Raw genomic sequence first — 13,534 nt, 5'->3', positions numbered from 1 at the left:
TGACGGGACGCCGTCCCGGAAACCCCCCGCCGGGGCCGCGCGTCGTTCCGCACATGACACCCGATCTGGTTGCCGCCCTGCGGCCCCTGCTCACCGCCGAGGCCCTGGCCGAGGCCCACGCCTGCGGGGGTGATCCGGGCGACCTGGAACAGGCGGTCTGGCTCCGTCTGCTGGAGCGGATCCGGTCCGCCGGACCGCCCGAGGACCCGGAGGGCTGGCTGCGCGCGGCCGTGCGCGCCGAGGCCCGCCGCAGCCGCCGTACGCGGGAGAACGAGCGGCCGTACGCGTCCGAGCCGGCCGACGAGACGGGACCCGGACCCGAACAGCTCGCCCTGGCCGCGGCCCGGCACCGCGTCCTGCGCGCCGCGGTACGCCGGCTGCCCGGCCGCTGCCCCCGCCTGCTGGAGGCACTGCTCTCCCCACGGGACCTCACCTACCGCGAGATCGCCGGGGAGTTGGGGATGTCACAGGGCAGTCTCGGTCCGGAACGTTCCCGATGTCTCGGATGTCTGCGGCGTTTGCTCACTCCGGAGGTTGCGGTCCTCGAACTGCGGGGATAGGAGTGTGGGACGACAGATGATCAGGTGAGCGGGAGGCGTGCGCACATGGGCATGAGTGTGACCATCTCGGCGGCGACCGGGCAGGACGCGGAGCAGATCTTCAAGCTCCAGTACCTGTGCTTCCAGAGCGAGGCGGCGCTGTACGGCAACTACCGCATCGACCCGCTGGTCCAGAGCCTGGAGTCGGTCCGCGCGGAAGTCGCCGCCGACTGCGTCTACGTGGCGCGGCTCGGCGACGAGGTGGTCGGCTCGGTGCGCGGCACCGCGACCGAGGACGGCGCGGCGGCGATCGGCAGGCTCTGCGTGCACCCCCGCCTCCAGGGGCACGGCATCGGCGCCCGGCTGCTCCGCGCGGCCGAGGCGGCCCTCGCCGAGCAGCGCGGCGCCACCCTCTTCCGCCTGCACACCGGTCATCGCAGCGAGACCAACCTCCGCCTCTACCGCAAGGCCGGCTACGAGGCGGTCGGCAGGTCCAAGGGGGCGGACGGCGTGGAGATGATCGTCCTGGAGAAGAAGGCCGGGACGTACGTCGCCACGGCCTGACCTCGGGCCTGACCTCGGCGCGGCCCGACCCCGGCGCGCCCGAACCCGGAGCCGCGCGGAGCACGGCCCGGCACGGAGAGCGGCGGCGCGGTGCGGCACCCGGCCGCGCCAGCCCGCCCTCCGCCCGTCGTCCTCGCGGGGAGCCGCTCAGGCGCCCTGCGGGCGGTTCTCCGCCTTGCGCAGCCAGTACAGCGCGGAGAGCGGCAGCAGCACGGGGATGAAGACGTATCCCGCGCCGTAGTACGACCAGACGGTCGCGTCGGGGAACGCCGAGCGGTCCACCAGGGTCCAGGTGCCGACGATCAGCACCCCCGCCAGCTCGGCGGCGCAGCACAGCGTCGCCGCCCGGCGGGCCCTCTCGCCGCCGCGGACCAGGCTGTAGGTGATGAACGCGTAGACCACGCCCGCCACCGCCGACAGCGTGTAGGCGAGCGGCGCCCGGCCGAAGTCCGTCGCGATCTGGTAGGCCGAGCGCGACACCGCGCCGACCACCATCACGCCGTAGAACCAGACCAGCAGCATGCCCGGTCCGCTGATCAGGCGGGCCGGCTTCTCCTCGACCGCGGTCATCTCATCCTCCCCAGATGTCGAAGAGCCGTACCTCGAGCACGGCGAGCACCACGCCGCCCGCGGCCACCGTCACCGAGCCCCAGCGCGTCCGCTCGGCCAGGGACATGAAGCCCGCCGTCGGCACGCACGCGAACGCGCCCAGCAGATACGCCACGAAGATGACCGTGCCCTGGTCCGGCTTGTCGCCCTGCGCCAGCCGCACGAAGCCGACGATCAGCTGGATCACGGCCAGCAGCGACACCACGGCCATGCCGATGAAGTGCCAGTCCTTGGTCGGCTGGTGCCGGTAGGCGGCCCAGCCGCACCACGCGGCGAGCAGCAGCGCGGTGATCGCGGTCACCAGCGTCAGGGCATTGAGCATGCGGTGACCTTATTACGGCCGAAATGGACCACCGTCGGCGCCCCCGCCCTGGACCTCGGCGCCCCCGCCCTGGGCCGCGGCGGCCTCCGCCCCGGGCCGCGGCGCCCCCCCGTCCTGGGCCTCGGCGGCCGGCCCGGGCGTCCCGCGCGCTCTTTCCCCCCGGCTTTCCGCCCCGGTTCCCGACCGGCTTCCCGTGCGGCGGAGGCCCGTGGCGTCGGCCGTGACGCCGGCCGCGGTGTCGGCCGTGGTGTTGGCCACAGGCCGCCGTCCGAGGTGTCCGCGCACGGACCCCGGCGGGGGCCCTCTCGCCCTTGTCCCCACTGCGTACGGGCGCCGGTGAGGAGATCGCCGCAGGTCCGCGGCCCTGTCCGCGTCCGTCCAGCATATGGACAGCATCCTTCGGCCGGGACAGTCCTTCTGCTTTACTGGCTCGCATGACCACGACGAGCAGCCGCACCCTTGCGACCGAGGCGACCATGACGCCCGGTGCTCGTTGTATGTGTCGAATGTGCGCCTTCTAGAGGGCCCCCGCACCGCCTGAGCCTCGCGCCCCGAAGCGAGAGCCGCGGCGTCCCACGCCGGCAGCGTCGCCGTACGGGACTCACACGCCGCCCCGCGCACACGACGTTCTCCCTGGTGTTCTCGACCTTCGCACCGCCCCGCGAGAGCCGTGCCGCGTCCCCGAACGACTGCGATCCATGCATCCGTGCCCGGGCACACCCATACCCCGCGCACTCGACAGTGACGGAAATCCTGTGATCACCACCTCGGGCCTGACCAAGGTCTACCGCTCAAGCGGCCGTGAGGTCACCGCCCTCGACGGCGTCGATCTGCACGTCCGCGAAGGAGAGGTCTACGGCGTCATCGGCCAGTCCGGTGCCGGCAAGTCCTCCCTCATCCGCTGCGTCAACCTCCTGGAGCGCCCCACCTCCGGAACGGTGACCGTCGACGGCCAGGACCTCACGGCCCTCGCCGGCCGCGGCCCCCGCGCGGGCCGTGACCTGCGCCGGGCGCGCAACCGGATCGGCATGGTCTTCCAGCACTTCAACCTGCTGTCCTCGCGGACCGTGCAGGAGAACGTCGAGCTGCCGCTGGAGATCCTCGGCAGCGCGGGCAGGGAGCGTTCCCGCAAGGCGCTGGAGCTGCTCGACCTCGTCGGCCTCGCCGACAAGGCCAAGGCCTACCCGGCCCAGCTCTCCGGCGGACAGAAGCAGCGCGTCGGCATCGCCCGCGCACTGGCCGGCGACCCCAAGGTCCTGCTCTCCGACGAGGCCACCAGCGCCCTCGACCCCGAGACCACCCGCTCGATCCTGCAGCTGCTGCGCGACCTGAACCAGCAGCTCGGCCTCACCGTCCTGCTCATCACCCACGAGATGGACGTCGTGAAGTCGGTCTGCGACTCGGCCGCCCTGATGGAGAAGGGCCGGATCGTGGAGTCCGGCACGGTCAGCGAGCTGCTGGCCACGCCGGGCTCGCAACTGGCCGCCGCGCTGTTCCCGGTGGGCGGCGAGGCCTCCGGCGCCGACCGGACCGTCCTGGACGTCACCTTCCACGGCGAGGCCGCGACCCAGCCGGTGATCTCCCAGCTGTCGCGCACCTACAACATCGACATCTCGATCCTCGGCGCCGCCATCGACACCGTCGGCGGCCTCCAGATCGGCCGCATGCGCCTGGAGCTGCCCGGCCGCTACGAGGACAACGTGGTGCCCGTCGGGTTCCTGCGCGAACAGGGCCTGCAGATCGATGTCGTCGGCCACGAGGGCCAGGAGACCCAGCTGGTGAAGGAAGGTGCGAAGTGACCTGGTCGGAGATGCAGCCCCTGCTGTCGCAGGCGTCCTGGGACACCCTCTACATGGTGGGCTGGTCCACGCTGATAGCCATCGCCGGCGGACTTCCGCTCGGCATCCTCCTGGTCCTCACGGACAAGGGCGGCCTGCTGCAGAACGTCGTCGTCAACAAGGTCGCCGGCCAGGTGGTGAACGTCGCCCGCTCGATGCCGTTCATCATCCTGATGGTCGCCCTCATGACCTTCACCCGCTCGATCACCGGGACGACGATCGGCCGCGAGGCCGCGATCGTGCCGCTCGCCATCGGGGCCATCCCGTTCTTCGCGCGGCTGGTCGAGACGGCCGTCCGTGAGGTGGACGGCGGACTCGTCGAGGCCGTGCAGTCCATGGGCGGCAACACCTGGACCATCGTGCGCAAGGTGCTCGTGCCCGAGTCCCTCCCGTCGCTGATCTCGTCGACCACCACCACGATCGTCGCGCTCATCGGCTACTCGGCCATGGCCGGCACGGTCGGCGCCGGCGGCCTCGGCGACATCGCCATCCGCTACGGCTACCAGCGCTTCGAGACCCAGCTCATGTGGATCACCGTGGCGATCCTCGCCGTCGTCATCTCGGTCATCCAGTTCGCCGGCGACTACGCCGCCCGCTCCCTGCACCGGCGTGGCGGCCGCTCCGGACCCGCGCCGAAGCTCAGGCTGCTCAAGGCCAAGGAGCCCGCGGCCGCCGAGGTCGGCAAGGTCGCCTGAGGGCCTCCTTCCCGCCGCCCCCCGCTTCCGCTCCCCGCAAGCTCCCCGTCCACCCATGACGGGGCCGCACCACCTCTTCAGGAAAGGCACTTTTCGTGCGTAACACCGCCAAGTTCACCGCCGCCGCCGTCGCCGTCGGAGCCCTCGCCCTCGGGCTGACCGCCTGCGGCTCCGGCAAGGACTCCGCCTCCTCCGACTACAGCGGCCCGCTCGTCGTCGCCGCCAGCCCGACCCCGCACGCCGAGATCCTCGACTTCGTCAAGGACCACCTGGCCAAGAAGGCGGGACTCGACCTGGAGGTCAAGGAGTTCCAGGACTACATCGTCCCGAACACGGCGACCGAGGACGGCTCCGTGGGAGCCAACTACTTCCAGAACCAGCCGTACCTGGACGACTTCAACAAGAAGCGCGGCACCCACATCGTGCCTGTCGTCACGGTCCACCTGGAGCCCCTCGGCCTGTACTCCCACAAGGTCAAGAAGGCCGACGCCCTGAAGAGCGGTGCGACCGTCGCCGTCCCCAACGACGCCGTCAACGAGGCGCGCGCCCTCAAGCTCCTCGCCGCCGACAAGCTCATCACCCTCAAGAGCGGCGTGGGCAACGAGGCGACCCCGCAGGACATCGTCAAGAACCCCAGGCACCTGCAGTTCAAGGAGGTCGAGGCGGCCCAGACCGCGCGCTCCCTGGACGACGTGGACGCGGCCGTCGTCAACGGCAACTACGCCATCTCCGCCGGCCTCAAGCCCGCCAAGGACGCCCTCGTCCTGGAGTCCCCGAAGAACAACCCCTACGGCAACTTCCTCGCCGTGAAGAAGGGCAACGAGAACGACCCGCGCGTGAAGAAGCTCGCCAAGCTCCTCACCTCGCCCGAGGTCAAGAAGTTCATCGAGGACAAGTACCAGGGCTCCGTCATCCCGTCGTTCTGACGCGGCCGGCACACCTGAACGAGGAGGGGGACCGCTCATGCGCAAGACCGTCGTACTCGCGGCGACCACGGCACTGACCGCGGCGCTCACCGCGGGCCTCACCGCCTGCGGCGCGGGCCAGGACTCCGGCGGGGGAGGCGGCAAGGACGGCGCCCTCGTCGTCGGCGCCACCCCCGTCCCGGCCGGCGAGGTGCTCACCTACGTCAAGGAGCACCTCGCGGCCAAGGCCGGGCTGAAGCTGGAGGTCAAGGAGTTCACGGACTACGTCCTGCCGAACACCGCGCTCCAGGAGGGCTCGCTCGACGCGAACCTCTACCAGAACCAGCCCTACCTGGACGAGTTCAACAAGTCCAAGGGCACCGACCTGGTCCCGGTGGTCAAGGCCTACCTGCCGCCCATGGGCGTCTACTCGCACAAGGTCGAGGACGTCACGAAGCTCGCCGGCGGAGCCACCGTCGCCGTGCCCAACGACACCACCAACGAGGGCCGCGCCCTCAAGCTCCTGGCCTCCGCCGGCGTCATCCGGCTGAGGTCCGGCGCCGGCGCGGACGCCTCACCGGCCGACATCGCCGCCAACCCCCGGCACCTGGTGTTCAAGGAGCTGGAGGCGGCGCAGCTGCCGCGCTCGCTCGACGACGTGGACGCGGCCGTCATCAACAACAACTACGCCCAGGACGCGGGCCTGAAGCCCACCAAGGACGCCGTCCTGCTGGAGTCGGCGAAGGACAACCCCTACGCCAACCTCCTGGCCGTCAAGCGCGGCCACGAGGACGACCCCCGGGTGCGCACGCTCGCGAAGCTGCTCACCTCGCCCGAGGTACGGAAGTTCATCCAGGACAAGTACCAGGGGTCCGTCCTGCCGGTGAGCGGCGCCTGACCCCGCCTCCCCGGCACGGTCCCGCCGACGGGCCCCGTTCTCCCCTGTCCGGAGAGGGGCCCGTCGTGCGGTTCGGTGGTTCCATGCTGCATGCTGGGCATTTCAGCAGGGCCCTGACGGTCCCTCACAGAAGTTCCCGAAGGTTACGGAGCGGCGCATGACGAGCACCTTCCCCACCATCTCCATCAGCACGGAGCGGTTGGGCCTGCGTCCGCTCGACGAGGACGACGTGCCCGCCCTGGCCGAGATGATGAACGACGAGCAGGTCGGCGCCTGGACCGACGTGCCCCAGCCGTTCACCGAGGACGCCGCCCGGCGCTGGATCGGCGCGTACGCGCCCGCCCAACGCGCCGCCGGCCGCGGCCTGCACCTCGCCGTCACCGAGTTCCTCACCCAGCGCCTCGTCGGCGTCGTCCAGCTGGGCAGGACCGACTGGACCATCCGCTCCACCGAACTGTCCTACATCGTCGCCCCCTGGGCGCGCGGCGAGGGCTACGCCTCCGAGGCCGCGCTCGCCACCGCCCACTGGCTCTTCCGCGACCAGAAGTTCGAGCGGATCGAGCTGCGCACCGCCGCCGACAACACCGCCTCCCAGCAGGTCGCCCAGAAGATCGGCTGCATCAGCGAGGGCGTCCTGCGCAACGCCTGCATAGTGCACGTCCGCAGGGAGGACGGCACCTGGGCCGACCTGCGCACCGACTTCATCGTGTGGAGCCTGCTGCCCGAGGACCTGGAGGGCATCGAGGGGCCGATGGCCGACACCGGCGGCTTCACCACCTACGCCGACTGGAACTGACCCCGGCGGGAGCGCCCCGCCCGGCCGGTCCGGCACGGCCCGGCCCCGTCGCGCCCGCGGCGGCCCCACCGGGTACTCTCACGGAGCCCGCCCATGGGCACCGCGCCTCTGACGACCTGCGAAGACCTGGAGACTGACGACGATGGCCGACCGGGTCACGGTGATCGGCTGGGACGGCTCGCCGCTGACCGCCGCGGCACGCGGCGCGCTCGGCGCCGCCACGCTCGTGGCCGGCGCGGCCCACCATCTGGCGCTGCCCGAGATCCCGGCCGCCGCCGAGCGGGTCCGCCTCGGCAGCCTGGGCCTCGCCGCCCGCCGGATCGCCGGCCACCGCGGCACCGCCGTCGTGCTCGCCGACGGCGACCCCGGGTTCTTCGGCGTCGTACGCACCCTGCGCGCACCCGAGTTCGGCCTGGAGGTCGAGGTCGTCCCGGCCGTCTCCTCCGTGGCCGCCGCCTTCGCCCGTTCCGGCATGCCCTGGGACGACGCCCAGGTGGTCGTCGCCCACCCCCGCACCCTGCGCCGGGCCGTCAACGTGTGCCGCGCCCACCCCAAGGTCGCCGTCCTCACCTCGCCCGGCGCCGGCCCGGCCGAACTCGGCCTGCTCCTCGGCGAGGTCCACCGTACCTTCGTCATCTGCGAGGAACTGGGCACCGAGCGCGAACGGGTCACGGTCGTCACCTCCGACCGGGCCGCCGACCACGCCTGGCGCGACCCCAATGTCGTCATCGTCATCGGCGGCCCCGCAGGGCCGGCGGCCGGCGGCGAGGGCGGCTGGATCGCCGGCCGCGACCCGGCCGCCGGCCCGCGCGGCTGGGTCCAGCCCGACGAGGCGTACCGCGGCCCGCTCGGCGAAGGGGAGAGCGAACTGCTCCGTGCCGCCCAACTGGCCCGGCTCGGCCCCCGCGTCGGCGACCTCGTCTGGGACATCGGCTGCGGCTCGGGCGCCTTCGCCACCGAGGCCGCGCGCGCCGGTGCCGCCGTCATCGCCGTCGACCGCGACCCCGCCGCCTGCGCCCGCACCGACGCCGCCTCGCGCGAGTACGGCGTCCAGCCGCAGATCGTCCACGGCACCGCCCCGCACGTCCTGGAGAACCTGCCCGAACCGGACGTCGTCCGGATCGGCGGCGGGGGAGCCTCCGTGGTCTCCGCGGTGGCCGACCGCCGCCCGCGGCGGATCGTGGCGCACGCCGCGACCCGCGACGCGGCCGAACTCGTCGGGCGGGACCTGACGGAGCACGGCTACCTCGTCCAGTGCGCCCTGCTCCAGTCCGTCGAACTCGACACGCGGGCCTGGACGGAGACCGAGCGCAGCGTCGTCTTCCTGCTCAGCGGCGTCCTGCCCGAGCGCGCCCCGTGATCCGGTTGTCGTACCGCGCGCGGTAGGCTGGCCGATCGTTGTACCGCACCGGCGGTCCGGAAGTTCGTTCGTCAATGTCCGGAAAGCGTGCCCGTTTTGGGGTGGGAGCGGTACGGCGGAGCCGGCGGACGCGCAAAGTGGCGCAGTCCACAGCGGGCTGTCGCGGATCACGCTGTCGCGACGGCGGATCGACCGGGACAATGCCACTGAATGGCTTTGTCGCCTTTTCTGGGGGGTCGTTCGTGCCGCTGGGCGCGGACGCTCGTTCTTCAGTACAGGGGCGGTCGGTGCGCCGTTCCGCGTGAGCTGGTCGTAGGAGCACTAACCGATGGGCGAGGGGTACGCATGACGGACACCGGCCAGGTCCCGGGCGAGGGACAGCCGGAGAGCGCAGGCATGGTGGAGCAGCCGGGCGCCTCCGCGCACGGCGCGTACACCTACCTCGCCGAGGCGCCCGCCGAGGACGAAGACCTGCTGCTGCCGGGCGCTCAGGGCGCGTGGGGCAACGAAGTGCCGCCGCCCGCCCCGGAACCGGTGGTCGAGACCGTCCACCAGCCCGGCGCGCACGAGGCGTCCGGCCGGGACACCGGCTCCGTCGACCTGGGCGGCGTACGGCTGCCCGAGGCGGGACCCGTCTCCGTCACGCCGTCGCCGATCCTCTCCGTCCCGCACGACCCGATGGCCGCGTCGCAGCCGCCGCGCCGGCCGCTGCACCTCGGCCCGCCGATCCCCGACGCCTCCGCCAGCCCGGTCCGCTCCCTCGCCGACCGCGGCCCCGCGGGAGCGCCGGTACGGCAGCCGGGACCGCTCTCCGCCTGGGGCCCGCAGGCCGTTCCCGCCGAGGCGGGCGCGGGGGCGCACGCTGCGGAAACGGTTGGCCCGGACGCCGGGGCGCCGGCCGCCGTGCCCGGTGCGGCCCAGGGCGCCGTGAACCCCCTCGCCCCGCAGGTTCCGGGAGCGCAGGTTCCCGGGGACGTCACCGCGGCCGCTCCGGCCCAGGACGGCCTCCTGTACGGCCACGACGGCGTGCTGCCGGCCGACGGGCAGGACGGGGCGTACGCCGCCGCGGCCGCCTTCCCGGCTCAGGGTGTCGCACAGGAGCCCCTGCCGATCTCCCCGCAGGACGCGGCCCAGATGGCTCCGCACGAGCTGGCTCAGGCTCTGGCCCAGTACTCGGCTCAGGCCGTCCCGGCGCAGGTCGCGGTGCAGGACCCGGCGCAGACTGCCGCTCAGGGCCCGGGTGAGGTCGCTGCCGAGGACCCGGCTCAGGTTGCCGTCGAGACCCCGGCTCAGGATCTCGCCCATGACCCGGCTCAGGCCGGGATCCAGGTGCCGGCTCAGGCCGACGTACAGGCACCGGCTCAGGCAGGTGCCGAGGAGTCGGCTCAGGCCGAGGTCCACGACCCGGCTCAGGGTCTTGCGCAGGAACCGGCTCAGGCAGTGGCCATGGACCCGGCTCTGGAAGCCGTCGAGGCCGCGCCGCTCGCTGCCGAGGCCGCCGCGATGGCCGGATCGGTGGAAGCCGGACCGGCCGTCCACGCCGAGGTCGCCGGGGCCGCTGAGGTCTCAGAGGGCGCCGTGATCGCCGAGGCCGAGCCCGCCGGCGGGACGGTGCCGGCCGCCGGAGACGCGACCGGTGCCGACACCGCCGAACCGGTGGCTCCCGTGGAGGCCGTTCAGGCCGTGGAGGCTCCGGCCGCCGAGGCGCAGGAGGCGCTCGTGGCGGGCGCTCCGGCTCAGGGCGCCCTGGTCCAGGAGCCGCAGGCCGACGCCGTACCGGCCCAGGAGCCCGAGGCCGGCGAGGCCGGTCAGGCTCCCGAAGGCGCTGAGCACGTCGCCGTCGTCGAGCAGGCCGAGGCCCTCCAGGCCGTCGAGCCGGCCGCCGTTCCCGAGGCCGCCGCGCAGTCCGACGAGATCACGCTTCCCGGTGAGCCCGCCCAGGCCGCGGACGCCGTCCAGGCCGCCGACGCGGCGCAGCCGCAGGCCGTGGCCGCGCACGCCGTTCCGGCCGAGGAGCCCGCCGTCGCGGGCGAGGCCGTCGTGCCCGGGGACGCCCCCGAGGCCGTACCCGCCGCCCTCGCGCACCCCGCTCCGGAGGCGGCACCGGCCGCCCCCGAGCACCCGGAGCCCTTGACCGCCGAAGCGGCTGCCGCCCAGGTCGCGCCCGAGGCCGCCGACCCGGTGTCCCCCGAGGCGCCCGAGACACCCGAGGCACCCGAGGCCGTCGGAGCCGTCGACCTCGCCGCCGCGCAGGCGGACCCGCAGGCCGACCCGCACCCCATCGCCACCGAAGCGGCCCACGCCGTCCAGGCCACCGCCGCCGAGCCCGTCGTCGACGCGGAGTTGGTCGGCGCTGCGCCGGCCGTCGCGCCCCTCACGGGCGAGCCGGAAGCCGAAGCGTTCGCCGTCCCGGCGCAGGAAGCCGTCGCTGACCCGTCCGCCGGTGACCCGTCCGCCGGTGACGCCGTCGCCGGTGAAGCCGCTTCCGCCCCGGCCGAGGCCCCCGCGGTCCCCGGTCCCGCATTCCTCCAGGAGCAGGCACTCCAGCACGTCGCGGACGCTCAGCACGTAGCGGACCTTCCGCACGCCGCCGGGGCGCCGCACGACGTCCTTCCGGCATCCGAGCCGCAGCCGGCACCGGCGCAGGACCCCGCCGCCCCGGACCTCGTGGCCACCCCGGCCCCCGGCCTCGCGCTCCCGGCCGACGGCACCCTCGGCGGGCTTCCGCTCCAGCAGGCCGCGGCCACGCCCGCGCCGCCCGCGGGCGAGGCCGTGACCGGGACCGGTACCGTCGCGGCCGTCCCGGCCGGTGTCCCCGACCCGCTGCCCTCGCACGTCCCGGCGGCACCGCACCCGGAGCAGCCGCTCGGGCAGTTCGTGGCCGTCGACGGCCAGGTGCCGACCGCCCCGCACCTCGCGCCGACCCCGCCGTACCCGCTCACCCTGCCCGTCCAGGAGCAGGAGGGAGCGCCGCAGGAGCCCGTCGCCGCGGTGCCCGCTCCCCGCGAGGCCGAGCCGGTGCCGGACGCCGGGCACGACCACGGTCCTGATGTCGTCCAGCACGCGGAGGACCTGGAGACCCGGGTCGCCGAGCAGGAAGAGAGCACGGACGCCATGGAAGAGGCCGGACCGGCCGCGCCCGCCTACACGGAGGCCGAGCGCCAGGCCGTCCTGAAGGTGATCCGCGAGCGCCGCGACATCCGCAACGGCTTCCGCTCCGACCCCATCCCGCACGACGTGCTGCTGAGAGTCCTGGAGGCGGCCCACACGGCTCCCTCCGTCGGCCACTCCCAGCCCTGGGACTTCGTCGTCATCCGGTCCGCCGACACCCGTCAGGCCATGCACGAACTGGCCATGCGCCAGCGCGAGGCCTACGCCAAGTCGCTGCCCAAGGGCCGGGCGAAGCAGTTCAAGGAACTGAAGATCGAGGCCATCCTCGACACCCCGGTCAACATCGTCGTCACCGCCGACCCCACCCGCGGCGGCCGCCACACCCTCGGCCGGCACACCCAGCCGCAGATGGCGCCGTACTCCGCCGCGCTCGCGGTCGAGAACCTCTGGCTCGCCGCCCGCGCCGAAGGCCTCGGTGTCGGCTGGGTCAGCTTCTTCGACGAGCGCGAGATGGTGCGGGCCCTCGGCCTGCCCGAGCACATGGAGGTCATCGCCTACCTGTGCGTCGGCTACGTCGACGAGTTCCCGGACGAGCCCGAGCTGATGCAGGCCGGCTGGTCCAAGCGACGTCCCCTGTCATGGGTCGTGCACGAAGAGACCTACGGGCGCCGCGCCCTTCCCGGAGAGGAACCCCACGACCTGCTTGCCGAGACCGTCGCACAGATCCGCCCGCTCGACGCCAAGGCCCTCGGCGAGGCCTGGGAACGCCAGAAGCGCATGACCAAGCCGGCCGGCGCGCTCGGCATGCTGGAGATCATCTCCGCGCAGCTGTCCGGGCTGTCCCGGCAGTGCCCGCCGCCGATCCCGGAGCCCGCGGCCGTCGCGATCTTCGCGGGCGACCACGGTGTGCACGCCCAGGGCGTCACCCCGTGGCCGCAGGAGGTCACCGCCCAGATGGTGGCCAACTTCCTCGGCGGGGGCGCCGTCTGCAACGCCTTCGCCGCCCAGGTCGGCGCGGAGGTGTGCGTCGTCGACGTCGGCGTCGCCGCCGACCTCCCGGCCACGCCCGGCCTGCTGCCCCGCAAGATCCGCGGCGGCACCTCCGACATGACCACCGGCCCCGCGATGACCCGCGAGGAGGCCAAGGCGGCCATCGAGGTCGGCATCGAGACCGCCCGCGACCTGGTCGCGGCCGGCAACAAGGCGCTGCTCACCGGCGAGATGGGTATCGCCAACACGACCGCCTCCGCCGCGCTGATCTCCGTCTTCACCGGGGCCGACCCGGCCGAGGTGACCGGCCGCGGCACGGGCATCAACGACGAGACCCTCGCCCGCAAGACCGAGGTCGTGCGCCGCGCGATCGACTTCCACCAGCCGGACCCGGCCGACCCCGTCGGCGTCCTCGCGGCCCTCGGCGGTTTCGAGCACGCGGCCATGGTCGGCCTGCTCCTCGGCGGCGCCTCCCTGCGCACGCCGGTGATCCTGGACGGCGTCAGCGCCGGCGCCGCGGCCCTGGTCGCGCGGGCCATCGCCCCCGAGGTCCTCGCGGCCTGCGTGGCCGGCCACCGCAGTGCCGAGCCCGGTCACGTCGCGGCCCTCAACAAGCTGGGCCTGCGCCCGCTCGTCGACCTGGACCTGCGCCTCGGCGAGGGCACCGGCGCGCTGCTCGCGCTGCCCCTCGTGCAGAGCGCGGCCCGTGCGATGCACGAGGTGGCCACGTTCGACTCGGCGGGCGTCACCGAGAAGTAGCGGCAGCAGGCGTCACGGCAGGGGTGGTCCGGTGTTCAGCAGCCGGACCACCCCTGCCGTTCATGCCGCCCACCGCCTAAGATCCGCACGTCAGGGCCGCTCCGGAGCCGCAGCGCGCCCACCGCAGAGCTGTACGAGGAGCCGCACC

General features: G+C 73.6%; 11 protein-coding genes. 9 read left to right on the top strand and 2 right to left on the bottom strand.

What is annotated here, in order from left to right:
* Window positions 1–53 precede the first annotated feature (53 nt).
* Entirely contained in the window at window positions 54–560 is a 507-nt protein-coding gene (locus ACIPRD_RS25170; RefSeq protein ID WP_356400287.1) for a sigma-70 family RNA polymerase sigma factor, read from the top strand.
* 45 nt (window positions 561–605) lie between these two features.
* A complete protein-coding gene (locus tag ACIPRD_RS25165; protein ID WP_356400289.1) occupies window positions 606–1,103 on the top strand; it encodes a GNAT family N-acetyltransferase in 498 nt (165 codons plus the stop codon).
* Between the two features lie 147 nt (window positions 1,104–1,250).
* On the opposite strand, the gene ACIPRD_RS25160 is transcribed toward ACIPRD_RS25165, so the two are convergent.
* Together ACIPRD_RS25160 and ACIPRD_RS25155 are read right to left on the bottom strand one after the other, a co-directional pair.
* Entirely contained in the window at window positions 1,251–1,673 is a 423-nt protein-coding gene (locus tag ACIPRD_RS25160) for a hypothetical protein (protein WP_356400291.1), read from the bottom strand.
* 1 nt (window position 1,674) lies between these two features.
* Window positions 1,675–2,034, bottom strand: a complete 360-nt coding sequence (locus tag ACIPRD_RS25155; protein WP_356400293.1) for a hypothetical protein — start codon at window positions 2,032–2,034, stop codon at window positions 1,675–1,677.
* A gap of 755 nt (window positions 2,035–2,789) precedes the next feature.
* On the opposite strand from ACIPRD_RS25155, the gene ACIPRD_RS25150 reads away from it, so the two are divergent.
* The 7 genes from ACIPRD_RS25150 to cobT all read left to right on the top strand — a co-directional run bounded on the left by ACIPRD_RS25150 (window position 2,790) and on the right by cobT (window position 13,386).
* Window positions 2,790–3,833 carry an ATP-binding cassette domain-containing protein gene (locus tag ACIPRD_RS25150; protein WP_356400295.1) on the top strand — a complete coding sequence of 348 codons (1,044 nt, stop codon included), beginning with the start codon at window positions 2,790–2,792 and terminating at the stop codon, window positions 3,831–3,833.
* Window positions 3,830–4,567, top strand: a complete 738-nt coding sequence (locus ACIPRD_RS25145) for a methionine ABC transporter permease (RefSeq protein ID WP_356400297.1) — start codon at window positions 3,830–3,832, stop codon at window positions 4,565–4,567. The genes ACIPRD_RS25150 and ACIPRD_RS25145 overlap by 4 nt, the downstream gene beginning before the upstream one ends.
* Window positions 4,568–4,662: 95 nt before the next feature.
* The gene (locus tag ACIPRD_RS25140; protein ID WP_356400299.1) at window positions 4,663–5,493 is read left to right on the top strand and encodes a MetQ/NlpA family ABC transporter substrate-binding protein; all 831 of its coding nucleotides are present in this window, start codon (window positions 4,663–4,665) and stop codon (window positions 5,491–5,493) included.
* Window positions 5,494–5,530: 37 nt separating this feature from the next.
* Window positions 5,531–6,370, top strand: coding sequence for a MetQ/NlpA family ABC transporter substrate-binding protein (locus tag ACIPRD_RS25135; protein ID WP_356400301.1), 840 nt, complete (start codon window positions 5,531–5,533; stop codon window positions 6,368–6,370).
* Between the two features lie 157 nt (window positions 6,371–6,527).
* The gene (locus ACIPRD_RS25130) at window positions 6,528–7,166 is read left to right on the top strand and encodes a GNAT family N-acetyltransferase (protein ID WP_356400303.1); all 639 of its coding nucleotides are present in this window, start codon (window positions 6,528–6,530) and stop codon (window positions 7,164–7,166) included.
* 142 nt (window positions 7,167–7,308) lie between these two features.
* Window positions 7,309–8,526, top strand: coding sequence for a precorrin-6y C5,15-methyltransferase (decarboxylating) subunit CbiE (gene cbiE / locus ACIPRD_RS25125; protein ID WP_401566107.1), 1,218 nt, complete (start codon window positions 7,309–7,311; stop codon window positions 8,524–8,526).
* 345 nt (window positions 8,527–8,871) lie between these two features.
* Window positions 8,872–13,386: a nicotinate-nucleotide--dimethylbenzimidazole phosphoribosyltransferase gene (cobT, locus tag ACIPRD_RS25120; RefSeq protein ID WP_401566104.1), complete on the top strand. Its 4,515-nt coding sequence runs from the start codon at window positions 8,872–8,874 to the stop codon at window positions 13,384–13,386.
* Window positions 13,387–13,534: the final 148 nt, after the last annotated feature.

Source organism: Streptomyces sp. NPDC090108 (assembly GCF_044747185.1).
Classification (GTDB): domain Bacteria; phylum Actinomycetota; class Actinomycetes; order Streptomycetales; family Streptomycetaceae; genus Streptomyces.
Note: the sequence above shows the minus strand (reverse complement) of the source record. Positions and strands in the feature narration are given on the sequence as shown.

Excerpts from the sequence above, each read along its gene's own strand:
- cbiE (WP_401566107.1), top strand. The coding sequence starts at position 7,309 with ATGGCCGACCGGGTCACGGTGATCGGCTGGGACGGCTCGCCGCTGACC.
- ACIPRD_RS25130 (WP_356400303.1), top strand. The coding sequence starts at position 6,528 with ATGACGAGCACCTTCCCCACCATCTCCATCAGCACGGAGCGGTTGGGC.
- cobT (WP_401566104.1), top strand. The coding sequence starts at position 8,872 with ATGACGGACACCGGCCAGGTCCCGGGCGAGGGACAGCCGGAGAGCGCA.
- ACIPRD_RS25170 (WP_356400287.1), top strand. The coding sequence starts at position 54 with ATGACACCCGATCTGGTTGCCGCCCTGCGGCCCCTGCTCACCGCCGAG.
- ACIPRD_RS25160 (WP_356400291.1), bottom strand. The coding sequence starts at position 1,673 with ATGACCGCGGTCGAGGAGAAGCCGGCCCGCCTGATCAGCGGACCGGGC.
- ACIPRD_RS25135 (WP_356400301.1), top strand. The coding sequence starts at position 5,531 with ATGCGCAAGACCGTCGTACTCGCGGCGACCACGGCACTGACCGCGGCG.
- ACIPRD_RS25155 (WP_356400293.1), bottom strand. The coding sequence starts at position 2,034 with ATGCTCAATGCCCTGACGCTGGTGACCGCGATCACCGCGCTGCTGCTC.
- ACIPRD_RS25165 (WP_356400289.1), top strand. The coding sequence starts at position 606 with ATGGGCATGAGTGTGACCATCTCGGCGGCGACCGGGCAGGACGCGGAG.